The 24,687-nt window shown below is 60.8% G+C and carries 24 protein-coding genes; 3 read left to right on the forward strand and 21 right to left on the reverse strand.

From position 1 onward, the window contains the following. Positions 1-106: 106 nt before the first annotated feature. Positions 107-2,455 (forward strand): methyl-accepting chemotaxis protein, encoded by a 2,349-nt coding sequence (locus tag PH547_RS17715; protein ID WP_104821848.1) that lies wholly within the window; start codon positions 107-109, stop codon positions 2,453-2,455. A gap of 71 nt (positions 2,456-2,526) precedes the next feature. Here PH547_RS17715 and PH547_RS17720 read toward each other — a convergent pair whose 3' ends face one another. Then, positions 2,527-3,471, reverse strand: a complete 945-nt coding sequence (locus PH547_RS17720; RefSeq protein ID WP_104821847.1) for a nucleoside hydrolase — start codon at positions 3,469-3,471, stop codon at positions 2,527-2,529. 228 nt (positions 3,472-3,699) lie between these two features. On the opposite strand from PH547_RS17720, the gene PH547_RS17725 reads away from it, so the two are divergent. Next, the gene (locus tag PH547_RS17725) at positions 3,700-4,131 is read left to right on the forward strand and encodes an Hsp20 family protein (RefSeq protein WP_104821846.1); all 432 of its coding nucleotides are present in this window, start codon (positions 3,700-3,702) and stop codon (positions 4,129-4,131) included. A 45-nt stretch (positions 4,132-4,176) separates the two neighbouring features. Continuing rightward, the gene (locus PH547_RS17730) at positions 4,177-4,434 is read left to right on the forward strand and encodes a BQ00720 family protein (protein WP_104821845.1); all 258 of its coding nucleotides are present in this window, start codon (positions 4,177-4,179) and stop codon (positions 4,432-4,434) included. Positions 4,435-4,676: 242 nt separating this feature from the next. Here the strand turns inward: PH547_RS17730 and trmB are convergent, their stop codons facing one another. The 20 genes from trmB to PH547_RS17830 form a co-directional block, all read right to left on the reverse strand. Continuing rightward, on the reverse strand, positions 4,677-5,378 hold the full coding sequence (gene trmB, locus PH547_RS17735; RefSeq protein WP_285168968.1) for a tRNA (guanine(46)-N(7))-methyltransferase TrmB: 702 nt from the start codon (positions 5,376-5,378) through the stop codon (positions 4,677-4,679). Continuing rightward, positions 5,375-6,628: a methionine adenosyltransferase gene (gene metK / locus PH547_RS17740; protein ID WP_104821843.1), complete on the reverse strand. Its 1,254-nt coding sequence runs from the start codon at positions 6,626-6,628 to the stop codon at positions 5,375-5,377. Before metK ends, trmB begins: the two co-directional genes overlap by 4 nt. 188 nt (positions 6,629-6,816) lie before the next feature. Further along, entirely contained in the window at positions 6,817-7,236 is a 420-nt protein-coding gene (locus PH547_RS17745; RefSeq protein WP_104821842.1) for a helix-turn-helix domain-containing protein, read from the reverse strand. Between the two features lie 153 nt (positions 7,237-7,389). Beyond that, complete coding sequence (gene lnt, locus PH547_RS17750; protein ID WP_285168969.1) at positions 7,390-8,991, reverse strand: apolipoprotein N-acyltransferase; 1,602 nt, start codon at positions 8,989-8,991, stop codon at positions 7,390-7,392. Positions 8,992-9,069: 78 nt separating this feature from the next. Continuing rightward, complete coding sequence (locus PH547_RS17755; RefSeq protein ID WP_285168970.1) at positions 9,070-10,242, reverse strand: hemolysin family protein; 1,173 nt, start codon at positions 10,240-10,242, stop codon at positions 9,070-9,072. Between the two features lie 24 nt (positions 10,243-10,266). After that, positions 10,267-10,773 carry an rRNA maturation RNase YbeY gene (ybeY, locus tag PH547_RS17760; protein WP_285168971.1) on the reverse strand — a complete coding sequence of 169 codons (507 nt, stop codon included), beginning with the start codon at positions 10,771-10,773 and terminating at the stop codon, positions 10,267-10,269. Beyond that, positions 10,773-11,831: a PhoH family protein gene (locus PH547_RS17765; RefSeq protein WP_104821838.1), complete on the reverse strand. Its 1,059-nt coding sequence runs from the start codon at positions 11,829-11,831 to the stop codon at positions 10,773-10,775. The genes ybeY and PH547_RS17765 overlap by 1 nt, the downstream gene beginning before the upstream one ends. A gap of 29 nt (positions 11,832-11,860) precedes the next feature. After that, positions 11,861-13,273 (reverse strand): tRNA (N6-isopentenyl adenosine(37)-C2)-methylthiotransferase MiaB, encoded by a 1,413-nt coding sequence (miaB, locus tag PH547_RS17770; protein WP_285168972.1) that lies wholly within the window; start codon positions 13,271-13,273, stop codon positions 11,861-11,863. A 60-nt stretch (positions 13,274-13,333) separates the two neighbouring features. Beyond that, positions 13,334-14,131, reverse strand: coding sequence for a lyso-ornithine lipid O-acyltransferase (olsA, locus tag PH547_RS17775; RefSeq protein ID WP_283048846.1), 798 nt, complete (start codon positions 14,129-14,131; stop codon positions 13,334-13,336). 30 nt (positions 14,132-14,161) lie between these two features. Next, entirely contained in the window at positions 14,162-14,590 is a 429-nt protein-coding gene (locus tag PH547_RS17780) for a Fur family transcriptional regulator (protein ID WP_104821835.1), read from the reverse strand. A 38-nt stretch (positions 14,591-14,628) separates the two neighbouring features. Next, positions 14,629-15,123 (reverse strand): GNAT family N-acetyltransferase, encoded by a 495-nt coding sequence (locus tag PH547_RS17785; RefSeq protein ID WP_283048844.1) that lies wholly within the window; start codon positions 15,121-15,123, stop codon positions 14,629-14,631. Positions 15,124-15,125: 2 nt separating this feature from the next. Continuing rightward, a complete protein-coding gene (tsaB, locus tag PH547_RS17790) occupies positions 15,126-15,782 on the reverse strand; it encodes a tRNA (adenosine(37)-N6)-threonylcarbamoyltransferase complex dimerization subunit type 1 TsaB (RefSeq protein ID WP_285168973.1) in 657 nt (218 codons plus the stop codon). Positions 15,783-15,906: 124 nt separating this feature from the next. Then, a complete protein-coding gene (locus tag PH547_RS17795; RefSeq protein ID WP_283048840.1) occupies positions 15,907-16,473 on the reverse strand; it encodes a NifU family protein in 567 nt (188 codons plus the stop codon). Positions 16,474-16,606: 133 nt separating this feature from the next. Next, entirely contained in the window at positions 16,607-17,098 is a 492-nt protein-coding gene (locus tag PH547_RS17800; RefSeq protein WP_104821831.1) for a universal stress protein, read from the reverse strand. 67 nt (positions 17,099-17,165) lie between these two features. Beyond that, positions 17,166-18,008: a PhzF family phenazine biosynthesis protein gene (locus tag PH547_RS17805; protein ID WP_285168974.1), complete on the reverse strand. Its 843-nt coding sequence runs from the start codon at positions 18,006-18,008 to the stop codon at positions 17,166-17,168. Positions 18,009-18,080: 72 nt separating this feature from the next. Further along, a complete protein-coding gene (trpS, locus tag PH547_RS17810; protein WP_104821829.1) occupies positions 18,081-19,145 on the reverse strand; it encodes a tryptophan--tRNA ligase in 1,065 nt (354 codons plus the stop codon). A gap of 111 nt (positions 19,146-19,256) precedes the next feature. Further along, the gene (locus tag PH547_RS17815) at positions 19,257-19,649 is read right to left on the reverse strand and encodes a VOC family protein (protein ID WP_285168975.1); all 393 of its coding nucleotides are present in this window, start codon (positions 19,647-19,649) and stop codon (positions 19,257-19,259) included. Positions 19,650-19,732: 83 nt separating this feature from the next. Beyond that, on the reverse strand, positions 19,733-21,319 hold the full coding sequence (gene murJ, locus PH547_RS17820) for a murein biosynthesis integral membrane protein MurJ (protein WP_285168976.1): 1,587 nt from the start codon (positions 21,317-21,319) through the stop codon (positions 19,733-19,735). Next, a complete protein-coding gene (locus PH547_RS17825; protein WP_285168977.1) occupies positions 21,316-24,231 on the reverse strand; it encodes a [protein-PII] uridylyltransferase in 2,916 nt (971 codons plus the stop codon). The genes murJ and PH547_RS17825 overlap by 4 nt, the downstream gene beginning before the upstream one ends. 156 nt (positions 24,232-24,387) lie before the next feature. Further along, entirely contained in the window at positions 24,388-24,681 is a 294-nt protein-coding gene (locus tag PH547_RS17830) for a hypothetical protein (protein WP_104821825.1), read from the reverse strand. Between the last annotated feature and the right edge of the window lie 6 nt (positions 24,682-24,687).

Below are 24,687 nucleotides of genomic sequence, written 5' to 3' on the forward strand. Positions count from 1 at the left end.
TTGCTCCCCCGCGGCGGGCGCTCACGGCGGCCCCATGATAGGGCCACCCTGCGCCGACCTTGCTCCGGATAATGTGCATCCGGCGCATCGTTCTCTCGAGGAAATGATGTCCATCTTTCATATGAAGTCGCTCGCGGCCAAGCTCATCCTGGTCACTGGGGTAGCGATTGCGCTTGTCCTGTTCGTCTCCAACTTCCTGCTGATTTCCCAGACGCGCGATCGCGTGGAAATGCTCACCATGGATCAGGCCAATAGCGAGGCCAAATCCATCTCCAATGAAATTGCCGCCAATGTCGGCGAACTCGCCAGCGCCGCCCGCTCCATGGCCGCCATCATCGGCCGCGGCCACGAGGGCCACACCTTCGATCGCAAGGGCATTATCAATATCCTCAAGGCCAATGTCGAGCAGAACGCCTTCGCCTTCGGCAGTTGGTTCTGCGAAAAGCTCGGCACATTCGACGGCAAGACAACTGAACTCGCCAACAACAAGGACGAAGGCGTCAACGACAAGGGCGTGTTCACACCCTATTGGTCGAAGACGAAGGACGGCGGCATCCAGTTCTCCACCTTCGACAACGACTACACCGCCGCATGGTGGAAGCTCGCCGCCGACAGCGGCAAGGGCGCCATCACTCCGCCATACTTGGCTGAAGGCACCGAAGTTCCGACGACCATGAGCTCGATCGCCTATCCGGTGATGTCCGGCGGCAAGATGATCGGCGTCTCGGGCGTCGATATCTCGCTCGCTTCACTTTCCGTCAAACTGCAGAACCTCCATCCCTTCGGTTCCGGCCGCGTCCTCCTGCTCTCCCAGGACAACAAGTGGCTGGTGGCGCCGAACAAGGACCTCCTGATGAAGGACTATAGCGGCGAGGGCGCCGATGCCATCAAGGCGGCATTGACCTCGTCGGCGACGGGCTTGGTGAAAAACCTTAGCGATAACGGCGGAGAAGAATTCGACCGTGTGGTCTATCCGTTCGCCGTGCCCGGCCTCAATGCCACCTGGGTCGTCCTCGTCGATGTGCCGCACAGTGCGATTGCCGCGCCCGTGCGCGACCAGACCTATATGATGATCATCGGCGGCGTCCTCGTGCTGGTTGCTGTCATGCTGGCGCTCTACGCCGCCGTGCGCGCCTTCGTACAGAAGCCGCTCGGCGGACTGGTCGCCAGCGTCAACGATCTCAGCGCCGGCAACTATGCCGAACCCGTCGAGGGCCAGAACCGTGCCGACGAGATCGGCTCGGTCGCCAAGGCGCTCGAAGGCTTCCGCTTCGCCCTTGCCGATACCAAGCGGCTGGAGGCCGAGGCCAACGACCAGCGCCGTGCCGCCGAAGGCGAACGTTATCGCTCGGAAGCGGAGCGAAGCGAAACCGTGGCGCTGCAGCGGCGCATCGTCACCATTCTCGGCCAGAGCCTGGCCGAGCTTTCCAAGGGCAATCTCGGCCACCGCATCGCCGAGGAATTCCCCGGCGAATACGCCCAGTTGAAGCAGGACTTCAATGCCGCACTCGCCAGCCTGGAAGAGACGGTGCACACGATGAACCTCAGCGTCGGTAATATCGGCAGCGGCACGGGCGAGATCAGCAACAGCGCCTCGGACCTTGCCCGCCGCACCGAGCAGCAGGCGGCAAGCCTGGAAGAAACCGCTGCAGCGCTCAACCAGCTTACGGCTCAGGTCAATTCCAGCGCCGAAAATGCCCGCACGGCTGCCAGCAGCGTCAACGCGGCATCCGAGGATGCCGGACGCTCCGGCGAGATCGTGCAGAAGGCGATCTCCTCCATGCATGGCATCGAGCAGTCCTCGCAGGAAGTTTCGCGCATCATCGGCGTGATCGACGAGATCGCGTTCCAGACCAACCTTCTCGCTCTGAATGCCGGTGTCGAAGCAGCGCGTGCCGGCGAAGCCGGCAAGGGCTTTGCAGTCGTGGCGCAGGAAGTGCGCGAGCTGGCGCAGCGTTCGGCCAATGCCGCAAAAGAGATCAAGACCCTGATCAACACCTCGGCCGGCCAGGTCAAGGAAGGCGTCGATCTCGTCGGCCGCACGGGCAATGCGCTACACAAGATCGCCGAGCAAGTGATGGAGATCAACGGCCTCATCCGCCAGATCTCGGCTTCTGCCAGCGAACAGGCGATCGGGCTGAAGGAAATCAACTCGGCCATGAACCAGATGGACCAGGTGACGCAGCAGAATGCCGCGATGGTGGAAGAAACCACCGCCGCCAGCGTGACGCTGAACGACGAGGCCCAGACGTTGAAAACGCTCGTCGCCCGCTTCCGCGTATCGCATGGCGGCCAGGATAATGCCTCCGCACTGCGCGCTGCCGCTCAGCAGATGCGCACGCCGGCCCCAGCCCCTGCCCGCAGTGTTACCCCGGCCGCCGCTCCAGCGCGCAAGGCGCGTCCGCAGACCCAAGGCGCAAATGCGCTGGCGCAGGGTGAATGGGAAGAATTCTGAGCCGACTAATGAAACCATAAAAGGCCGCCGGAGCGATCCGGCGGCCTTTTCCTATTCCTGCGGCAGCAAAGTCAGATGCGTGCAAAGCGCTCGGTCAGCAGCGCAAAGAAGCCGTCTGCATCGACATGGCGCATGACCTTGGCGTTGCGCTTACGGTCAGTGACATGCCACCAGTCGACAACGGTCATACCGACGGTCAGCTCCGATGTCACTTCGATCTCGACATTGCAATCGCGGCCTTTGAAAAGCTCCGGCTTCAGCAGATAAGCGATGACGGTGGGGTCGTGCAACGGACCGCCGTCAGAGCCATATTTTTCGATATCGAAACGCTCGAAGAATTCCAGCATCTCGACCATTGCCTTGGCCGGAGCAGTGCCAACGGCGGCGATAGCAGCCACACGATCCTTGCGGGTCAGAAGCTGGTGGGTCACGTCGAGCGGCATCATGACGACAGGTACGCCGGAGCGGAAGACGACATCGGCCGCTTCCGGGTCGACATAGATGTTGAATTCAGCCGCCGGCGTGATGTTGCCGCCTTCGAAGAAGCCGCCGCCCATCATCACCAGCTCGCGGACGCGCGCGATGATGTCGGGCGCCTTCTGGAAGGCGAGCGCGATATTGGTGAGTGGGCCAAGCGTGCAGAGCGTGACCGCGCCGGCCGGCTCGTTGCGCAGGGTGTCGATGATGAAGTCGACGGCATGACCGGGCTGAAGCTCCATGGTCGGCTCCGGCAGGTCAGGGCCGTCAAGGCCGGTCTTGCCGTGGACATGTTCGGCGGTGACCAGCTTGCGCTTGAGCGGCGCATCGGCGCCGGCAAAAACCTTCACGTCGCGGCGGTTGCAGAGCTCGCAGACGATACGGGCATTGCGGCTCGTCAAACTCAGGGGCACATTGCCGGCGACCGTGGTGATGCCGAGTACGTCGATTTCCTCACGACTTCCGAAGGCGAGCAAAATCGCGGCGGCGTCGTCCTGGCCGGGATCGGTATCGATGATAATTTTTCTGGGCTCGGTCATCTCTGGGCTTTCCTCCGGTGCGGCTTGGCAGTCTTGATGCGAGCCCGTTTAAGCTTTGTCAAGCAGCCGGATGCCGGCGTGGCCATTGGCATTGCGATACCGGAAGTAATCTCGCAAATGCGAAGGCCGCGCCTCCTTGCACTCCCCCGCCCCTGCTCCCATATTACACGTAACCGGGTGCTGAAAGATCAGGTCCGGAAAGGTCGCTTGACACCAAGGACTTGAGACATGAGCCGGACCACTCCCTTTGCCAGCCCTCTGCTTCTGGGCTTCGACACCATGGAAAAGACGCTGGAGCGGATTTCCAAGGTCAGCGATGGTTATCCCCCTTACAATATCGAACGCATGCGGGCCGACCGCCTCTCGGGCGAGCCTGAGCGCCTGCGCATTACGCTTGCGGTTGCCGGCTTCTCGGAAGACGAGCTCGATATCACCACGGAAGAAAACCAGCTTTTGATCCGTGGGCGGCAGGTGGAGCATGAGGAGCGCGATTATCTCTATCGCGGCATTGCGGCCCGTCAGTTCCAGCGCGTCTTCGTTTTGGCAGACGGCATGCAGGTGCTCGGCGCCGTCTTGAAGAACGGCCTGCTTTCCGTCGATCTCATTCGGCCGGAACCGGACCGGATGGTAAAGAAAATTAACATTTCGGTATCACAGTAAGACAACGGCAGATTGCCGCTGGTCCCTCATGCTGGAGGTACGAACATGCTTTTGAGAGAAGCCACTGCGCGCCTGACTCAATCCGAACTCGCCAATATTGGTGCGGGTGAGGTTGCCTATGTCAGAAAGATCCATTCGGACGAAGTGTCCCGTTGCTTTCCCGAGGCGCCGGACATCGATCCGAATGTCGACCTCTGGGCGCTTTTCGGCGCCGATGGCACTCCGATTCTTCTGACCGACAACCGGTCCAGCACCTTCTATAAGGCGGCTGAGGACGAGCTGAAGACGGTCAGCCTTCATTGAGGGCTCCGTGCCATTAGTTGATCGAGGCGCTGCGACCGCGATTGCGTCAGAGCATTCCTATCCCGGTGTAATGCCCCTCTCAACCGGCGCTGACGCTCGTCCTTCTCCCGCGGAGGAGAAGCTGTAACTCCACCTTCCAAACTGGCTGACATGCACATGGCAATAGCTTCTTCACCCTAACGGGTAGAAAGGAGGATTTGAGCGATTTCGCGCCGCGAAATTGCGAGAGGCGGGATTGCCGCTTAAACTCTCTTGAACGTCAGATAGGCCGAAGACCGTCCCTCGCGCCGGGCTTTTGCCTCATAGCGCGTGCTGGGCCAGCCTTCATAGGGCGTCAGCCAGTCGCTGGCATTGTTTGCCATCCATTCAAAGCCGCCATGGGCGGCGCAGTGCTGCAGCGTCCAGTTGACATAGGTGTCGATGTCGGAGGCGAAGCAGAAGATGGCGCCGGGCTTCAGGACGCGGTGAAAGCGATCGAGATTGACCTGCGAGACGAAGCGGCGCTTCCAGTGTTTTTTCTTCGGCCAGGGATCGGGATAGAGCAGATCGATCTGGTCGAGGCAGCCCTCCGGCAGCCAATCCAGCAGTTGCGTGGCGTCGTCATTATAGACGCGGATGTTGCGCGCGCCGGTTTCGTCGACGCGGGCAAGCAGCTTCTGCATGGAATTGACGAAGGGCTCGACGCCGATAAAGCCGGTCGCCGGAGATTCCAGCGCCCGGTGGATCAGGTGTTCGCCGCCGCCGAAGCCGATTTCCAGGCGCAGACGCTCGGTCTGCACCGGGAACAGATCATTCAGCGGCTGCGGCGCCAGTGCAGAGAGATCGACGATATATTGCGGCAGCAGCGCTTCCAGCCTTTCGGCCTGCTGGCCGCGCAAAGGCTTTCCCTTGCGCCGGCCGAAGAATGCTTCCGTCGCCCGCGACCGGCGCTCGGTATCGATCATGCAGCTTCCCGGGTCTTCACAGCTTCCTTCAGGGCCTTGACGAGGTCCGTGCGCTCCCAGGAGAACGAGCCGTCGCGGCCTGCTTTGCGGCCGAAATGGCCGTAAGCCGAGGTCTTCGCGTAAATCGGCTTGTTAAGGTCGAGATGGCGGCGGATGCCGGTCGGCGAAAGGTCCATGTTCTTGCGGATCGCCGCTTCGATCTGGTCTTCGCTGACGCCCTTGCCGGTGCCGTGCAGGTCGACATAGATCGACAGCGGCTGAGCAACGCCGATGGCGTAGGAGAGCTGGATCGTGCAGCGGTCGGCAAGAGCGGCGGCTACGACGTTCTTTGCGAGGTAGCGCGCAGCGTAGGCAGCGGAACGGTCGACCTTGGTCGTGTCCTTGCCGGAGAAGGCGCCGCCGCCGTGCGGTGCAGCACCGCCGTAGGTATCGACGATGATCTTGCGGCCTGTCAGGCCGGCATCACCATCCGGACCGCCGATGACGAACTTGCCGGTGGGATTGATGTACCAGTTGCAGTCGGCCGCGATCTTCAGCTCGCCGAGAGCTTCGCGGATATAGGGTTCGACGACGGCGCGAACCTTCGCCGAATCCCAGCTATCATCGAGATGCTGGGTGGAAAGAACGATCGAGGTCACTTCGGTCGGCTTGCCGTCGACGTAGCGGACGGTCACCTGGCTCTTGGCGTCCGGGCCGAGCTTGGCGACTTCGCCGTCGCCCTTCTTGCGGGCGGCAGCGAGGAGCTGCAGGATCTTGTGCGAATAGTAGATCGGCGCCGGCATGAGGTCCGGCGTTTCGCGGCAGGCATAGCCGAACATGATGCCCTGGTCGCCGGCACCTTCATCGCCCTGCTGGTCGGCGGCGTTGTCGACGCCCTGGGCGATGTCGGCGGACTGCGAGTGCAGGAGAACGTCGATGCGCGCCTTCTTCCAATGGAAGCCGTCCTGTTCGTAACCGATATCCTTGATGGCGCGGCGGGCAGCGGCCTTGAACTTCGAGGGATTGATGACGTCGTTGCCATCCTTGTCCTTCTTCATCAGGCTCGGCGGCAGACGAACTTCGCCGGCGATGACGACGCGGTTGGTGGTGGCAAGGGTCTCGCAGGCAATGCGCACGCCCCAGGGGTTGACGCCGGTCTTTGCCGCTTCGCGGTAGACCAGATCGACGATTTCGTCGGAGATGCGGTCACAGACTTTATCCGGGTGACCTTCGGCAACAGACTCGCTGGTAAACAGATAATTCGCGCGCATATGGGATTCCCCTCAAAGAACAAATCTCCGCTTTTGATATTCGTCTCGAGCGCGAAAAACAAGCCACAGAAGGACATAAATATATCTTTATATCCCGGCGAAAGTGATAAAATTTTGCCATAAACATGGAAAAGGCGGCCAAAATGACCGCCTTGCGACTTTGCCACTGCAGCGCTGCTTAAAAACGCTTATTCGGCGTCGGCCTCGGCTGCGAGGGCCTTGACGAGCTCGACCACCTTGCGGCGGACCTTGCCATCGGAAATTTTCACGAAGGCGCGGTTGAGCTGCAGCCCTTCCGAGGAAGAGAGAAAATCGACCACATAATTGGAACTGGAAGCCTCGGCCATGCCGCCGGCGGTTGCCGCATGCTCACCCGGCGCGTCCTCGAAGAAGAAGGAAACCGGAACGTTAAGAATGCTGGAAATATTCTGAAGACGGCTGGCGCCAACGCGGTTGGTGCCTTTCTCATACTTCTGAATTTGCTGGAAAGTGATTCCGAGGCTCTCGCCGAGCTTCTCCTGGCTCATGCCCAGCATGGTACGGCGGAGGCGGATGCGGCTACCGACATGGATGTCGATGGGGTTCGGCTTCTTTTTGTTCTCAATCATCATAATTGCCCTAACATAGGTTGAATTCAGGTCCTGCCATCCGGTGCCCTTAACCACCCCTATAACGCTACGTTGCAGCCGACGCCCCACCCGGCTTCTAGTTTACGTTCAAAAGGCAGACAACAACCACTATGCAATTTTAGGGTTTTTTGGTCAATTCGCCCTTGAAATAAAACCCATGCGTGAAATCACAGCGATTATACCGACTACCCCGATTGCCAACCAGAAGTATGCATTTCGTATCCTATCGTCGATAGGCGACACGGTTGCGCTACTCAAAGTGGCGTCGACAAATCCTTGCTCATTAAAGTCGATTCCGGAAATCAAACGTCCGTGAGCGTCGACATAGGCCGAAACACCCGTATTGGCGCTGCGAATCAGCGGCAAACCCTGTTCGACAGCCCTTACCCGCGCCTGCAGGAAATGCTGATAGGGGCCTGGCGTGTCGCCGAACCAGGCATCATTCGTAACGTTCAGAATGGCGTTGGCCTGCCGGATGTCCGGTGTCATTTCGTTCGGGAAAATGATCTCGTAACAGATCAGCGGATAAAGTTTGACGCCGCTTGGCAGCGTCAGCAACTGCCGGCTGGCGGCCGCTGAAAAGCCTCCCGGCAACTCGATGACATTCTGAATTCCGAGATACCCGAGGATGTTTTCGAAGGGCACGTACTCGCCGAACGGCACAAGATGGGTCTTGTCGGAGGCACCGATAATCTGGCCGCGGCCGTCGATCACATAGATGGAGTTGTAATAGCGCGGCTCGAGACCGGGACCCATGTCCTCGACGCGAACGGCGCCGGTGATCAGGATCTGGTCATCGTCGAGCTGATCGGCAATGCGGGTCAGCGCGTCCTGATTATCCGTCAAAATAAAGGGGACAGCGGTCTCCGGCCAGACGATGATGTCGGGCCGTTTGCCGCCATTGATGGGCGGCTGCACCGAGAGCGACAGATGTTTGTCGAAGATCGCGGCGCGATCGGCATCAGTGTCCATCTTGGCTTCCTGGTCGATCGCGGGCTGGACGATGCGCACCACCGGGGCCGTCTTGTCGCCGCTCGCCGGCGGTGCCGGCAGACTGAGCGCATAATAGCCGTAACCGAAATGCGCGGCGGCGATGAGCACGGCGAGCCCGATCCCCGGCACCCGCCCCTGGCGCGTTCCAAGCAGTGCCGGGGACGCGAAAACGAAGACCGCAAGCACGGTGACGCCAAGCACGCCGATCACATGCGCCGATTGCATCATCAGCGGGATGGGCATGGCGCCATAGCCAATGGCATTCCAGGGGAAGCCGGTGAAAAGGAAGCTGCGCAGCCATTCCAGCAGGCCAAAGGCGAAGGCGAGCGCGGCAATGCGCCCCATGCCGTCCGACCAGAGCAGCCGGGCCAGCGCCGCCGCCACGCCATAGAAAATCGCGAGAAACGCCGGCAGACCGAGGATCGCCAGCGGCAGCGCCCAGGCGAACGCATCGGCATCGATCAGAAGCGCATGGCCGAGCCACCAGAGACCGGCGACGAAATAACCGAAGCCGAACAGCCAGCCGATGGCAAAGGCCGGCCAGAGGCGCCCAAGGAAGCCGCTATCGGGACCGGCGGCAGCGCCATCCAGCAGCCAGACAAGCAGCGTGAAAGAGACGAACATCGCCGCGAAGAAGCCGAAGGGCGGCAAGGCGAGGACGCCGATGGCTCCGGCGACGATGGCGAGAAATGCGCGCTTGAAACCCCAGACGAGGATAACCTTGCCCGAAAGCCGTTCCATGCGCGCGCTCCGTCCAAACTGCGAATCATTGGCCGCAGTCTTTCAAAAAAGCAGCGGTTTGTCCTGCTGAAGCGCCATTTATTGGCTGGCCGTGTTCCGTTCTGCCGAAGGTTCGTCCGGAAGCGTATCCGGCGACGGCAAATCGCGCTCGAGTACGCCACCTTCCCCCTCGGCCTTGGCCGGACGGCGGCGCACGGCATGACGCTTACGCGTGATGCGCACCCGTTTGATGCGGCGCGGATCGGCATCGAGGATATGGAATTCGAAGCCTGGCAGCGCCTGGACGAGCTCGCCGCGCACCGGGATCCTGCCGAGCGCCGAGAAGATCAGGCCGCCGAGCGTATCCACCTCGTCCACCTGCTCGCTGATGTCGAAATCGGTGCCGATGGCGGCCGCAATCTCTTCCAGCTCGACGCGGGCATCGGCGACGAAGACGTCTTCGGAGACACGCTTGAACATGACTTCCTCGTCGTCATGTTCGTCGTCGATATCGCCGACGACCATTTCGACGATGTCCTCATGCGAGGCGAGGCCGTCGGTGCCGCCATATTCATCGATGACGAGGGCCATCTGCGTGCGGTTGACCTGCATGCGGCGGAGAAGATCCGACGCCAGCATGGAGGGCGGCACGAACAGGATTTTTCGGATGATGCCGGCTTCGGCGAGCGTCTTCTGCAGGTCGACGCGCGAAAGGTCGAAATTCGGCTTGGCCGAGCGCGGAGGCTTCTCAGCCGGGCTCGCAGTCGATGCAGATGCCGCTGCCGCCGCCTTGCCATTGCTGCCGCGGCGCTTGTTGCGCGCCTGCTTGGCGACATAAGACAGGAGGTCGCGGATATGCACCATGCCGCGCGGATCATCGAGCGTTTCGGCATAGACCGGCATGCGCGAGCGACCACTCTCCTCGAACAGGATCATCAGCTCGCCGATGGTGATATTCTGGTCAACCGCCTCGATATCGGCGCGCGGCACCATGACGTCCTCGACACGCACCTCGCGGAAACGGAGGATGTTGTGCAGCATTGCCCGCTCGTCCGGCGAGAAAGCGTCGTCATCGGTGGCGTTGGTCATCAGCGCGTCGGCGAGATCCTCGCGCAGACGTGCAGAGCCTTGAGCTGGGCGCAAAATGCGCGCAGCGCGGGCCCAGAAGGATGAGTGTGATCGTTTGCCGCTACTACTGCCCGCCTCATCGGAGGAGGCTGTTTCGGCTCCGTCTTTGGCCTCGGGGGCCGGTCTTGTCGTAAAGTCGCTCATTGTTCCTGATCAGACAGGGTTCAGTCAAATGGGGTCCTGCCCCGCATAGGGATCAGATAGGCCAAGCTCCGCCAAAATGCGAGTCTCCAGCCCCTCCATTATTTCGGCTTCGCTATTATTCATATGGTCGTAGCCGAAGAGATGCAAGAAACCATGCACCATCAAATGGGTCAGATGATCATCAAAACTCTTTTCCAGCTCGATCGCCTCGCGCTCCACCGTCTCTTTGGCGATGATGATATCGCCGAGCATCGGGCCGGGTCTGCCGCCCGGCGCCAGCGGAAAAGCGGGGAACGACAGGACATTGGTCGCCTTGTCCTGCTCGCGCCATTCCGCATTGATCTCCCGGATCGAGGCATCGTCGGTGAAGACCAGCGACAATTCCGGCGCCATTTTCGGAAAAGGCTGCTTCTCGTATTTTTCGAGATAGGCCGCAGCCGCGCCCAACACGCGCTCGGCCAGGGCCTGCAATGCCTCTTCCGAGGGCCAGCCGCCCTCTTCGACGCTGATCTGTATATCGAGATCGGCCATCAGATCTGCGGATCGGCCTCACCACCAGCGACGGGGGCGAGGTAGTTCGAGTCGTAAGCCCTGACGATGCGCGCCACCAAGGGATGACGGACGACGTCTGTGTCCTTGAAGCGCACGATGGTTATACCTTCGACGTCGTTCAGGAGCTGCAAGGCCTCCACCAGGCCGGATTTGACACCGCGCGGCAGGTCGATCTGGCTGGGGTCGCCGGTGATGATCATGCGCGAATTCTCACCGAGACGCGTCAGGAACATCTTCATCTGCATCGAGGTGGTATTCTGCGCCTCGTCGAGGATGACGGCGGCGTTGGCAAGCGTGCGACCGCGCATGAAGGCGAGCGGAGCGATTTCGATGACGCCGGCGGTGATGGCACGTTCGACCTTGTCGCCCGGCATCATGTCGTAGAGCGCATCATAGAGCGGGCGGAGATAGGGGTCGACCTTCTCCTTCATATCGCCGGGCAGGAAGCCAAGACGCTCGCCGGCTTCGACGGCCGGGCGCGACAGGATGATCTTCTCGACCGCGCCGCGCTCCAAAAGCTGAGCGGCGTGGGCAACGGCGAGATAGGTCTTGCCCGTACCGGCCGGACCGACGCCGAAAACCATCTCGGAACGGTCCATCGCCCTGATATAGGCGTCCTGCGTCGGCGTGCGCGCGATGATCGTCTTCTTGCGCGTCGAAATCTGCGCCATCGTCAGCTTGGCTTTTTTCTCCATCGTCGGCAGCGTCAGTTGGTCATCGGCGGCAACCGCCATGCGGATTGCTCCTTCCACGTCGGAGCGCTCCACATTCCCACCTTTCTGCAGCTTGTCATAGAGATAATCGAGCGTGCGGCGCGCCTGGTTGGTGGCCAGCACATCACCCGTGATGATGACGGAATTGCCGCGTGCGCGTGCGTCGATGCCCAGACGCTCTTCGAGCAGCTTCAAATTCTGATCGAACTGTCCGAAAAGTTCGCTGGCGAACCGATTGTTCTCGAACGTCAGGATGAAGTGATTGGCGTCGCTCGCGGTGCGTGGCTGGCGCGATGAAGAAGAAACCAATTCCTGTCCGTTCAAGCGGTCCGGCTCCTTTGCCTGTCCGGAACCTAAAGCAACTCAGCAAAAAGGCTGTTCGTGCTGGTTCCGGTGATTCGTACATTGATAATGTCACCGATTTGCGATGCTTTTGCATCAACATTCACAGATTGCAGCCAAGGAGATCGGCCGATCAACTGACCCGGCATGCGGCCCGGCTTTTCCAGCAGAATATCGACCACCTTGCCGACGCAGGCATCAGCGAAAGCGTGCTGCTGCTTCAAAAGCAGCGCCTGCAATCGTTCCAGTCGTTCCGCCTTGATCTCTTCCGGCACTTGGCCCTTCAATTCCGCACCCGGCGTTCCAGGGCGCGTCGAATATTTAAACGAGAAGGCTTGCGCATAGTTCACCTCCTCCACAAGACGAAGTGTATCCGCAAAATCCTGCTCTGTCTCCCCCGGGAAACCGACAATGAAATCACCCGAAAGGGCGATATCCGGCCGTGCCGCACGGATTTTTTCGATCAAAGCGAGATATTCCGCCGCCGTGTGCCGCCGATTCATCGCTTTGAGGATGCGGTCGGAACCGGATTGAACCGGCAGATGGAGATAGGGCATCAAGGTGCGCAAATCGCGATGGGCCGCAATCAACCGGTCGTCCATGTCGCGCGGATGGCTGGTGGTATAGCGCAGCCGGGCAAGGCCCGGGATTTCAGCCAGCCGGTAGAGCAAGTCGCCAAGGCTCCAGGCTTCACCCTTCGGCCCGGTTCCGTGCCAGGCATTGACATTCTGGCCAAGCAGCGTGATTTCGCGCACTCCGCCATCCACAAGTTTTTGCGCTTCCTCGACGATCTGAGCGACCGGACGGGAGACTTCGGAGCCGCGCGTATAGGGAACGACGCAGAAGGTGCAGAACTTATCGCAGCCCTCCTGCACGGTCAGAAAGGCGGTGACACCTCGGGCGCGAATTTTGGTGCTCTCGGCGATCGGCAGATGTTCGAACTTGTCTTCGATCGCATATTCCGTATCGACCACGCGCTCGCCTTCCTTGGCGCGGCGCAGCGCGTCCGGCAGGCGATGATAGGTCTGCGGGCCGATGACGACGTCGACAGCGGGCGCGCGGCGGAGGATTTCCTCGCCCTCGGCCTGGGCAACGCAGCCGGTGACGCCGATCATCATGTCGCGGCCATCGGCGGCCTTGCGCTTCTTCATCTCGCGCAGGCGCCCGAGTGCCGAATAAACCTTTTCAGCCGCCTTTTCGCGGATGTGGCAAGTGTTCAGCAGGACGAGATCGGCTTCTTCCATGTCCTCAGTCGTCTCATAGCCATCGCGGGCGAGCGCATCGCTCATCCGTGTCGAGTCGTAGACATTCATCTGGCAGCCGTAGGTCTTGATGAAAACCTTACGGCTGTTGGAGCCATCGCGCATCCCAATCTCTAAAACATTGGGCTGCGGGGCGTAGAGAAGTGCACTGTCCTTGGTCATGGCCGCTATGTAGTGGCTTTTGCTTCCTGAGAAAATGAAAAAGTTAAAATCGCCGGAATATCAGGCAATCTCGCGGCCGAGCAGCCGGCTCGCCAGCATGGTGCGGATGCGCCGCGCCACGGTGGCGCTGACCTCCTTGCGGTTGGTGTCGGCACGATAATCCACCGCCTCGCCGAAGCAGACATCGACATCGATGGCCCCGCAGGCAAAGATGCCCTTCAGATGCGGCACCAGCTCGATGTCACCAGGCCAAGCCGCGATAGGGCGATAATAACGGCCCATGGCGACGCCATGAACCCGGGTATAGGCAACCGCGACCGGCTGGACGTGAACGACGGCATCCGGCGTCTTCGGCAAAGCGGCGGCGGCTGCGCCGAACAACGAGGATTTGACCTCGAGCAGACGGTTGCCGTCCGAGGTCGTGCCTTCCGGAAACAGCACCATGATCTCGCCATCGGCCATGCGCTCGGCGATCTCGCTCACTTGGTCGCCGGTCTTGCGCTTCTGCTCGCGTTCGATGAACACGCTCTTCTGCCATTGGGCGAAGAGTCCGAAGATCGGCCAGTCCCGCACTTCCGATTTTGCGATGAAGGCGACGTCGGCAACTGCGGAAAGCACCAGAATATCGAGCCAGGAAGCGTGGTTCGCAGCCAGCATCAGCGGCCGGCGACGCTCAAGCTCTCCGACAATGTGGATGCGGACGCCAAGGCAATGGCAAATGATGCGATGCCAGTAGCGCGGCAGATAGCGTCTGAGCTTCCAGTCGAAGCGCAGGCAAAGAATCTGCAGCGGCAGCAGGACGAGGCTGACAACGCAGATGACGAAGACGGCACAGCCGACGCGCAGCCAGGTTATCAAATCATCCGCTCCCGCACGACCGCCGCCACTTCAGCGTTCGTCCTTGTTCAGCGGAATACCGTAGAGCTCCAGCCGATGGTCGACGAGCTTGAAACCGTGTTCGCGGGCAATGCGCTCCTGCAGCGCCTCGATCTCCGGCGAGTGGAATTCGATCACTTCGCCGCTCTTCAGGTCGATCAGGTGATCGTGATGCTCTTCCGGCACGGTCTCGTAACGCGAACGCCCGTCACGGAAGTCATGGCGCTCGATGATGCCAGCATCCTCGAAAAGCTTTACGGTGCGATAAACCGTCGAAATCGAGATCTTCGCATCCACCTTCACGGAGCGGCGGTGCAGCTCTTCGACATCGGGATGATCTTCCGAACTCTCGATGATGCGCGCAATGACCCGCCGTTGCTCCGTCATGCGCATGCCGCGCTCGGCGCAAAGCTCCTCAAGGGATTTTACGGGATCGGTCATTGAATACGGTCTTCGGTCTATTCGTCTAGGACAACGGACTAGCGAAGAACACGGCGCATGACAAGCGCCGTCGATTTCGCGCCGTTTTCGTCGACATAATAGGCCTTGCGTTCGCCGACCGTTTCGAAACCGAGCTTGCGGTAGAGACCGAGCGCCGGCTGATTGCCGCCATCGACCTCCAGGAACATGGTTTCGCCGCCGCGGTTGCGCGCCTCGCGCAACGCCGCCTGCATCAGCCGCCAGCCAAGGCCGGAGCGGCCAAGTTTGGCGTTGACGGCAACTGTCAGGATTTCCGCTTCACCCGCCGCCTGGCGCGCCAGAACGAAGCCCGGAAGCGGCTTTTTCAGGATGGCGTTGGTCTGGCGCGCGACAAAGCCGAAGGTCGTGTCCTGCGACAGGAGATTTTGAAACTCGCTATCGTCCCAAACCCGCGAAAAACGTTCGCCATGCAGCGCCGCCACCTCGGCACAATCCTGCAGCTGCATCGGAACGATCTCGTATTCGGCTTTCAGGGTGAGATAGGATTCCAGCATGATTATACCCTGGCGACTGCGTACCCTGCCTGCGGTCTGGCGTCGGGTCCGCGAAGATAAAGCGGCTTCGGCTTTTCGCTGACAGGTTTGACAGCGCCTAGCCGGGCGACGGTGGCAATCGGAAAGGCATCCGGCCGCGCCGCCGGCGGAGAGTCGCTGAGCCGGGCAACAGCCGAGCCGGTGACGACGCCGTCGAAAGCATCTGATATCGCACGCGCTTCATCGATCGTCACGGCGCGCGCCTCATCCAGCGGATGGCCATCGGCATCGAAGGACTGGAGATAGATCTCCTCGCGCTTGGCGTCGATTGCGGCCAGAACCGATTTACCCGGATTCGTTTCCCGAGCGGCGGCGGCCATGACCTCGAGGGTCGTGACGCCAACGGCTGGAATGTTCAGGGAAAGCGCGAAACCGCGGGCGGCTGCAACGCCGATGCGGATGCCGGTGAATGAGCCGGGACCGACGGTCACGACCACACGCTCCACTGCCGCGAGCGCTATATCGGCTTCAGCCAGCGCCCGGTCGACAACATCCATCAAATGTTCGGCATGCCCTCGCCCGATCGTTTCCGTGACCTCCCCAATCACAGAATCACTGCCGCTATCATACACAGCGGCAGCGCAATCCACACCTGCCGTGTCGAGCGCCAGTACGATCATCACAATTTTTCCGAAAAGGCCAAACTTGAAGCGCAGTGAATTAGCTTCAAACCGTCACTGCACTCCAAAATCTGTTTTTGCACAATCTTATCCAAAAACCGCTGCGCATGTTTGGGGACCATGCTTAGACGGCTTCGACTTCCTGCACTTCCGGGACGAAATGGCGCAGCAGATTCTGTATGCCATGCTTCAACGTCGCGGTAGACGACGGGCAACCGGAGCAGGATCCCTTCATGTTGAGGTAGACCTTGCCGTCACGAAAGCCGCGGAAGGTGATATCGCCGCCATCCTGGGCAACAGCCGGACGAACGCGGGTCTCGAGCAATTCCTTGATGGTCAGCACGATTGATTCGTCGCCTTCATCGAAGAACTCACCGCCGGCGTCCTGTGCTTCGGAAAGAACCGAGCTTTCGCCCATGACCGGCTTGCCGGACATGAAATGCTCCATGATCGAACCGAGGATGGCGGGCTTCAGATGCTGCCATTCCTGGTTCTCCTTGGAGACGGAGATGAAGTCGTAGCCGAAATAGACGCCGCTAACGCCAGGTACATCGAAGATGCGGGCAGCGAGCGGCGAGGCTTCCGCTTCTTCGGCGTTGCGGAATTCGGCCGTGCCGCTTTCCATCACCACCTTGCCCGGCAGGAACTTCAGAGTTGCGGGGTTCGGCGTCGCTTCGGTCTGAATGAACATCTTGATCTCCATGCGGCGAGACCGAAGCCCCGTACCACGTCTGTCGTGTCCGACTTTAGAATATTTCAAAAGAAAATAGGCTTTTTGGCCGCGCTATTCAAGAGACTGATTCTCAAGAATTAGGCCCAAAAACTTAGCTCAGCGCGTCGATTTCCTCGTTCGTCAGCGTATCGGGCAGCACCGTCACGGGGATCGGAAAGGCCGCGGCACGCCCGGCGATCGAAGACACCAGCGGTCCCGGCCCTTCCTTGGCCGAACCAGCGGCGAGAACGAGCAACGCGATGTCCCGGTCTTCCTCGATCACCGCATTGATCTGCTCGGCGGCCGCCCCTTCGCGAATGACGATCTCCGGATCGATGCCGATATTTTCACGCACGATCTGCGCCGCCTTGGCCGTTGCCGCCTCGGCCTCCTCGCGCGCTTCGGCCCGCATGATCTCCTCGACGCCCAGCCACTGCTGGAAATCGCCTTCGGGGATCACAAAGAGGAGCACAAGGCCGCCGTTGGAATTCTTGGCGCGCCGGCCGGCGTAATGGACGGCACGCTGGCATTCAGGGGTGCCGTCGATGACCGCCATGAACTTGCGGCGGTGACCTTCGAGCCGTGAGAGACGTTTTGATACCATGGGCCAAGTCTGACATCGAAATCCGTGCCATGGCAAGCCCCGTTTTGAACCCGGTGACGGTTGCCGCTTAGCTGGCTTTTTGGTCCATAAGCCTTGCTTCGCCTGATACTCGGATGGAGCTTCCAACTGCGGCCGGGATATCGGCACGCAGGCGAGAACGCATTCCCATATCCTCACCCTGGATGATGTCGATGGCCCCGCCATGCGGCCAGGCAATGTCGCGCAGATATCCAGCGAGGGCTGCGGTTGCAGCGCCGGTCGCAGGGTCTTCATAGACCCCGCCCGACGCGAAGGCATTGCGGGTATGGAAGAGTTGCGGCGTTTCGGCGTAGGCGAGCAGGATCGTGATCCAACCTTCGCGGATCATCAAAGTGCGCCCCGCATCGAGATCGTAGGTCATTGCGGCAAGCGCCCCGCGGGATTTCAGGGCCAGCATGAAGTGATCGGCACCGCCATGAATAAGCGCGGGTGGAATGGCCGGGTCCAGATCGTCGGTCGAATATCCGAACAATGCCAGCACCTCCGACAGCAATTCAGGCGTTGGCGCCTTGCTTCGCGTGGGCGGCGATTGCAGGGCCGCCGTGAGGACGCCACCATTTCGGTGCCCCTCGACAGTGATATTGGCCTGATTGAGCGCGAGCGCAAAAATCCCGTCGCCCTCCCGCAACGCAAGGGCCGCTCCAAGGGCGATCGTCGCGTGACCGCAGAATGGAACTTCCGATTCTGGAGAGAAATAACGCACCCTCCAGCCCTGCCCTTCCGGGCAGGCGAAAGCGGTCTCGGAGAAACCGACGTCGGCCGCGATGCGCTGCATCTCAGCGGCATCGGGCAGGACATCGGCAATCAACACACCGGCGGGATTGCCGCCGGCTCCGTCTTCCGAAAAGGAGGCAATCCGCAAGATAGTCAAGGTCGGCCCATCCGTTCGCTAGCCTTGGCGCGCCGCAGCGGCCGCGCGCCAACCGATAAGAGACCAAAAGGCTCAGTAGATAAAGCCGATGATGTCGCGGACCTGCTTCATCGTCACTTCGGCGCGGGCTCTCGCACGGTTGCCGCCGTCGCGCAGGATGGCATCGATATGGCCGGGATCGGCCATCAGGCGGCGCATTTCGCCGGTGATCGGCGAGAGCACGTGCACGGCAAGATCGACCAGCGCCGGCTTGAAGACGGAGAACTGCTGGCCGCCGAATTCCGAAAGAATGTCCGCCTTCGACCGATCGGCAAGCGCTGCATAGATACCGACAAGATTGTCGGCTTCCGGCCGGCCGGCAAGGCCTGCGATCTCGCTCGGCAAGCCATCCGGATCAGTCTTGGCCTTGCGGATCTTCTTCGAGATATTTTCTTCGTCATCGAGAAGATTAATGCGCGACAGGTCGGACGCATCCGATTTCGACATCTTCTTCGTGCCGTCGCGCAGCGACATGACGCGCGGCGCCGGGCCATCGATCAGCGGCTCGACCATCGGGAAATAGGCATGCACCGGTTCGTCACCGACAGTGATGTCAATGCCGTAGCCTGAGCGGCGGATATGCTCCATGTAGTCCAGATTGAACTTCATGGCGATGTCGCGGGTCAGTTCCAGATGCTGCTTCTGGTCGTCGCCGACCGGCACGTGCGTCGCGCGGTAGACGAGAATGTCGGCCGCCATCAGGCTCGGATAGGCATAGAGGCCGAGGGAGGCCTGCTCGCGGTCCTTGCCGGCCTTGTCCTTGAACTGCGTCATGCGGTTCATCCAGCCGATGCGGGCGACGCAGTTGAAGATCCAGGCAAGCTCGGCATGCTGCGGCACGGCGGACTGGTTGAAGACGATATGCTTTTCCGGGTCGATGCCGGCGGCAAGGAAGGCGGCGGTGATCGAACGGATCTGGCCCGGCATGTCCTCATGCACGAGTTGGGCCGTCAACGCATGCATGTCGACGACGCAGTAGATGCAGTCGTTGTTGGCCTGTAGGGCCACGAACTTGCGGATTGCGCCGAGATAGTTGCCGAGATGGAGATTGCCGGTCGGCTGGACGCCGGAGAATACGAGCGGCTTGAATTCGGTCATGTCGTCCTCAAAAGGCTTGTGGAGGGCCCGGGCGAGCGGCGCTCGACCCTTGGTTTCGAGCGGCTTATGCACGGCAGAAAGGCGGGGATCAAGAGGATATCTGGCAGAGTCTCAGGAAGAATGCTGGATCAGATCCCAGGTGTTGCCATAGGGATCGGCAAAGACCGCCACCGTGCCATAGACCTCGCGGCGCGGCTCCTCCAGAAAGCGCACGCCCTTTTCCTTCATCGCGGCATGATCACGAACGAAATCATCTGTCTTGAGGAAGAAGCCGACGCGGCCGCCGGTCTGGTTGCCGACTGCGGCACGCTGCGTTTCGTCGGTGGCCTGGGCCAGTAGCAGTGCGGCGCCCTCTCCGCCTTTTGGCTTGACGACGACCCAGCGCTTGCCCTCCGGCTGCACCTCGTCCTGCAGGCAATCGAAGCCGAGCGCATCGCAATAGAAGGCCTTGGCGCGATCGTAGTCGTCAACAACGAGGGTGACGAGGAAGAGGGATTGGGGCATGGGAAGCTCCGTATCTGGCAAAATCGTCCCCTCGCCCGCTTGCGGGAAGGGGTCGGGCAAAGGAGTTTGATACTCCCCGTTCACTACCTCCGCGTCCGAAACGGCTCCGCCGGCTTGCGCTTCAAATTGCGGCGCACCATGCCCAAATCCACGCCGCCGATCAGGAAGGCGACAACGAAATACACCACCATCGCAATCAATATGAGCAAGCCCAGGACGCCGATCTTGGTGAGCAGCGTCGAGCTGGACCCCAGAAGCGGCTCCCAGCGATGAGACAAATATACGATGACGCCGCCCATGACGGCGGAAGAGACGAGCAGCATGACGGCGCGGCGCGCCAGCGACCATTCCCAGGCGAGATGTCCGCGGCGATAGAGCGTGACGAAGAGCTGCACAGCGTTCAGCCATCCGGCAACCGCCTCGGCGAGCGCAATGCCGCGTTCGGCCAGCACCGGGAAAAGCAGGATGGACAACGCCGAATTGACGAAGACGGCGACCGCCGTGTAGCGCATCGGCGATTTCGTATCTTCGCGGGCGTAAAAGCCCGGCTGCAGCGCCTTGATCAGCACGAAAGCCGGCAGGCCCAGGCCGAAGATGGCGAGGATGGAGCCGACCAGCGTCGTATTGTTCGGGTTAAAGGCGCCGCGCTCGTAAAGCACGCGGATGATATCGTCGGAGAGAAGCCAGAGTGCGACAGCGGCCGGCAGGGTCAGGAACAGCACGAATTCGATCGAGCGGTTCTGGATATTGGCGGCTTCCTTAAGGTGGCCTGACTTCAGCGAACGGGCCAGTTCCGGCAGAAGCACGATTCCGACGGCAACGCCGACGACGCCGAGCGGCAGCTGGTAGATGCGGTCTGCATATTGCAGGGCGGCGATCGCGCCTTCCTTGCCCGAGGCGATCGCCTGCCCGATCACCAGGTTGATCTGGGTGACGCCGCCGGTGATGGCCGCCGGGATGGCAAGAAGCAGGAGCCGCTTGACATTGGGCGTGAAGCGCGGAAAGCGCAGGCCGATATTGATGCCGGCATGGCGCACGCCGATATAGACGACACCCAGCTGCAGCACGCCTGCCACCAGCACCGACCAGGACAGGTACCAGGCGGTAGCCAGCGGATCGGCGCCGAAATAGATCGAATAGAACAGCGCGCTGATCATCACCAGGTTGAGGAAGATTGGAGCCACGGCGGCGGCGAAGAAACGATGCAGCGAATTCAGCATGCCGCTCATCATCGCCGTCAGCGACATCGACATGAGATAGGGAAACATCACGGCGGCCAACCGGACCGTCAGGTCGAATTTCTCGGCATCGTCGGCGAAACCAGGCGCGATGACCCAACGCACCAGGAGCGGCATGGACAGTTCCATGACGATGGTGATCAGCAGCAGCACCGAAAACAGGACGCCGAAGACTTCCTCGGAAAAACGCTTGGCTCCCTCGATGCCGTTCGCCTCGATCTCCTTGGCGAAGAGCGGCACGAAGGCGGCGTTGAAGGCACCCTCGGCGAAAAGGCGACGAAACAGGTTCGGAAAGCGGAAGGCGGCGTAAAACACGTCAGCCATCGGCCCCGTGCCGAGAGCGGCGGCCATCAGCGTTTCGCGGGCGAAGCCGAAGATGCGGCTGCCAAGCGTCGCGCCGCCGACGGTGATGAATTTCTTGACGAGGCTCATGCGGCTGAACCGGCTTTCTTTTCAGGATCGAGCTTTTCAACAGCGGACGAACGCGTGGCAGCGGGCGCGATGATACCGGACGGCATGCGCTCGCGGACCTCGTCCTCTTCGCCGGCCATCACCGCCTTCAGACGCGCTGTGATGTTGGCTCGTTTGTTTTCGTTGGAGATTTTCTGTCCGACGAGATCGGTCACGTAGAAGGTATCGATGACCTTTTCGCCGAAGGTGGTGATGCGCGCCGACTGGATGTCGAGTGACAGGTCCGAGAGAACCGCGGTGATTTCTGACAGGAGGCCGGTGCGGTCGAGGCATTCCACTTCGATGACGGTGAATTTGTTCGACAGGCTGTTGGAGATCGTCACCGATGGCGGGATGACGAAAGCCTTGTTCTTTCGGCGGTTTTTGGTGCGGGTGGCGATCACTTCCGGCAGGCGCTTCCGGCCGGCGAGCACGTCCTCGATCATCTTGCCGATGGTACCGGCGCGCCGCAACTCGTCCGCGTCGTCGGGGAATTCGCGGCTGACATGGATGGTGTCGAGCGCGCGACCATCAGACGTCGTGAAAATCTGCGCATCGGCAATATTGGCGCCCGCGGCAGCGCAGGCGCCGGCGATCACCGTCAGAAGGCGCGGATGGTCCGGCGAGAGCACGGTGATTTCGGTGATGGCATGGAAACTGTCGGTGCGCACCATGGTCGCCAGGACTTGGCCGGATTTGTCGGTCTGGCGAATGAACTGCGTATGGCGGATCTGATCTTCCAGCGGCACGGAGAGAAGGTAGGGCTGGTAGTGCAGTTTGACGTAGGCCTTGCGGTCCTTCTGGCTCCAGTCCTCCAGCGCCTTTTCGAGCGCTTTGGCGGCGTCTTCCGCCCGCTCCTTTCGCGATACTTCCGAGAAACCGCCGGCGAGCAGCAGTTCGGTCTCGTAGTAGAGCGTACGCAGAAGCTGGCCCTTCCAGCCGTTCCATACGCCGGGACCAACGGCGCGGATGTCGCACACGGTCAAGATCAGCAGCATCTTCAGCCGGTCGAGCGACTGCACCCGGTCGGCAAAATCGATGATGGTCTTGCGGTCGGTCAGGTCGCGAGTCTGGGCGACCATCGACATGGTCAGGTGCTCGGCGATCAGCCAGACCACCAGCTCCGTCTGCTTCGGCGTCAGGCCGAAACGCGGGCAAAGCTTCCGCGCCACCTTGGCGCCGGCCTCGGAGTGGTCTTCCTCGCGGCCCTTGGCGATGTCGTGCAGGAGAACGGCGACATAAACCGCATCGCGGTCCTCGATGGTGCGTATCAGCTTGTTGGTCAGCGGATGGATATCTTCCGCATTGCCCTTATCGATCTCCGACAGCACCTCGACGGCGCGGATCAGATGCTCGTCCACCGTATAGTGGTGATACATGTTGAACTGCATCATCGAAACGATCTTGCCGAATTCCGGGATGAAGCGGCCGAGCACGCCGGCCTCGTTCATGCGGCGCAGAATCAGCGCCGGATCGCGCTTGGAGGTCAGGATCGCCAGGAACAGGCGATTGGCCTCTTCGTTTTCGCGCAGGTCGTTGTCGATCAGGCCCAGCGAACGGGTGACGCGCTTCAGCGCGTCAGGATGAAACTCCAGTCCATGGATATCGGCAACGAAGAACAGCCGGATCAGGCTCACCGGATCGCGCTTGAAAACATCGGGATTGGCCAGCGCGATGCGGCCGCGATCCTCGACGAACTCGAGCGAACCGGGGATCTTGCGCGAGCGATGGGCAAAGCGGCTGATGACGCCGGTCAGGCCCGGCGTCGCCTTGGCCTGCTGCTCCTCCAGCGCTGCGCAGAGGATGCGAGTGAGATCGCCGACATCCTTGGCGACGAGGAAGTAGTGCTTCATGAAGCGTTCGACTGCGGAAAGACCGGGACGGGCATGATAGCCAAGCGCTTCGGCAATCTCGCGCTGGATGTCGAAGGAGAGCCGCTCCTCCGCCTTGCCGGTCAGGAAGTGCATATGGCAGCGCACGGCCCAGAGGAAATCCTCAGCCTTCTGGAAAAGGCGGTATTCCTGCTTCGAGAGCACGGCAAGCTTCACAAGATCGGCCGGATCGCGGACGTGATAGTAATATTTCGAAATCCAGAACAGCGTATGCAGGTCGCGGAGACCGCCCTTGCCTTCCTTGACGTTGGGCTCGACCAGATAGCGGGTATCACCGGCCTTGCGATGACGCTCGTCGCGCTCGGCAAGCTTGGCAGCAATGAATTCAGGCCCGGTGTTGGTGACGATTTCCTTGTCGAAACGCGTTTCCAGTTCGCGCGCCAGGGGTTCGCTGCCGCAGATATAGCGCGTTTCGAGAATGGCGGTGCGCACCGTCATGTCGGATTTTGCCTGGCGCATGCATTCTTCGACGGTGCGGGTGGCGTGGCCGACCTTAAAGCCCATGTCCCACAGCATATAGAGAATGAATTCGACCGCCTTGTGCGTCTCGTCCTCGGGCTTCGGCTGGAAAAGGAAGAGCAGGTCGATGTCCGAGCCGGGCGCCAGCGTATCGCGGCCATAGCCGCCGACAGCCGTGATCGCGAAGCTGCCTTTCTGCTTCGGATGGACGTGGCTGACCGTGAAGTCGTAGAGAACGGTGATGATCTGATCCTGCAGCCAGGAAATGCGGTGCGCGCAATTGAGCCCGCTGCCATCCTCCGAAAGCAGGAGGCGCACCTTTTCGCGGCCTTCCAGGCTGGCCTTTTTCAACAGGGCGAGAAGGGCGGCGCGCTCGTCCTTCTTGTCCTCATGGCGCTTGGCGAGGGTCTCGCATTCCGCCCTCAGCGCGGAGACGTCGAGAATGACGGGAAAATCGATGTCATGCATTACCATGCTCGGCCGACCGGGATCCTGTTCGTTGACCGCGGCCCATTGGCGGCGCGCCTGTCTTTTCGTCTGCATGCGCTATAGCCTCTTTGCCCGGCGATTGACACAGGCATTCTACGCCCGAATCCTCATATTCAGCCTAGACCAAATTTCCCGAATGAGCGGCTTCGGGAGTTCTATCGGGCCAAAGTTGACGAAGAGTGACGGCTGTCGATGCAGAAATCGGCAGTTTTAGGGCTGCGGCATCTCAAGCGATCGTCTGAGTTCGTTGATGCTATATAATATATTTCGCGATTGGGCGCCGATCTGCGTCAACATTTCCCGTTCGCACTCCCAATAGCCCGCCTTGGCGATCCTTGAGCTGATGTCGGAAATCCGGCTGCAGGACAGGGCTATGTTGAGAAGCCCCCGGTCGGATTCGCAGTCCGGCGCGTCGCCCTCGCCGCAGATCTTGCCGCGGGCGGCGATCGGAGAAAAACGCTCGGCCAGAATGCGGACCTCGGCGAGAAGATGTTCGATATGCATCGGGTT

Source organism: Rhizobium cerradonense (genome assembly GCF_030182455.1).
Lineage (GTDB): Bacteria > Pseudomonadota > Alphaproteobacteria > Rhizobiales > Rhizobiaceae > Rhizobium.

Bases quoted from the DNA above. Each gene is read 5' to 3' on its own strand.
- PH547_RS17715 (WP_104821848.1), top strand. From the start codon at position 107: ATGTCCATCTTTCATATGAAGTCGCTCGCGGCCAAGCTCATCCTGGTC.
- PH547_RS17720 (WP_104821847.1), bottom strand. From the start codon at position 3,471: ATGACCGAGCCCAGAAAAATTATCATCGATACCGATCCCGGCCAGGAC.
- PH547_RS17725 (WP_104821846.1), top strand. From the start codon at position 3,700: ATGAGCCGGACCACTCCCTTTGCCAGCCCTCTGCTTCTGGGCTTCGAC.
- PH547_RS17730 (WP_104821845.1), top strand. From the start codon at position 4,177: ATGCTTTTGAGAGAAGCCACTGCGCGCCTGACTCAATCCGAACTCGCC.
- trmB (WP_285168968.1), bottom strand. From the start codon at position 5,378: ATGATCGATACCGAGCGCCGGTCGCGGGCGACGGAAGCATTCTTCGGC.
- metK (WP_104821843.1), bottom strand. From the start codon at position 6,628: ATGCGCGCGAATTATCTGTTTACCAGCGAGTCTGTTGCCGAAGGTCAC.
- PH547_RS17745 (WP_104821842.1), bottom strand. From the start codon at position 7,236: ATGATTGAGAACAAAAAGAAGCCGAACCCCATCGACATCCATGTCGGT.
- lnt (WP_285168969.1), bottom strand. From the start codon at position 8,991: ATGGAACGGCTTTCGGGCAAGGTTATCCTCGTCTGGGGTTTCAAGCGC.
- PH547_RS17755 (WP_285168970.1), bottom strand. From the start codon at position 10,242: ATGAGCGACTTTACGACAAGACCGGCCCCCGAGGCCAAAGACGGAGCC.
- ybeY (WP_285168971.1), bottom strand. From the start codon at position 10,773: ATGGCCGATCTCGATATACAGATCAGCGTCGAAGAGGGCGGCTGGCCC.
- miaB (WP_285168972.1), bottom strand. From the start codon at position 13,273: ATGACCAAGGACAGTGCACTTCTCTACGCCCCGCAGCCCAATGTTTTA.
- PH547_RS17780 (WP_104821835.1), bottom strand. From the start codon at position 14,590: ATGACCGATCCCGTAAAATCCCTTGAGGAGCTTTGCGCCGAGCGCGGC.
- PH547_RS17785 (WP_283048844.1), bottom strand. From the start codon at position 15,123: ATGCTGGAATCCTATCTCACCCTGAAAGCCGAATACGAGATCGTTCCG.
- tsaB (WP_285168973.1), bottom strand. From the start codon at position 15,782: ATGATCGTACTGGCGCTCGACACGGCAGGTGTGGATTGCGCTGCCGCT.
- PH547_RS17795 (WP_283048840.1), bottom strand. From the start codon at position 16,473: ATGTTCATTCAGACCGAAGCGACGCCGAACCCCGCAACTCTGAAGTTC.
- PH547_RS17800 (WP_104821831.1), bottom strand. From the start codon at position 17,098: ATGGTATCAAAACGTCTCTCACGGCTCGAAGGTCACCGCCGCAAGTTC.
- trpS (WP_104821829.1), bottom strand. From the start codon at position 19,145: ATGACCGAATTCAAGCCGCTCGTATTCTCCGGCGTCCAGCCGACCGGC.
- PH547_RS17815 (WP_285168975.1), bottom strand. From the start codon at position 19,649: ATGCCCCAATCCCTCTTCCTCGTCACCCTCGTTGTTGACGACTACGAT.
- murJ (WP_285168976.1), bottom strand. From the start codon at position 21,319: ATGAGCCTCGTCAAGAAATTCATCACCGTCGGCGGCGCGACGCTTGGC.
- PH547_RS17825 (WP_285168977.1), bottom strand. From the start codon at position 24,231: ATGCAGACGAAAAGACAGGCGCGCCGCCAATGGGCCGCGGTCAACGAA.
- PH547_RS17830 (WP_104821825.1), bottom strand. From the start codon at position 24,681: ATGCATATCGAACATCTTCTCGCCGAGGTCCGCATTCTGGCCGAGCGT.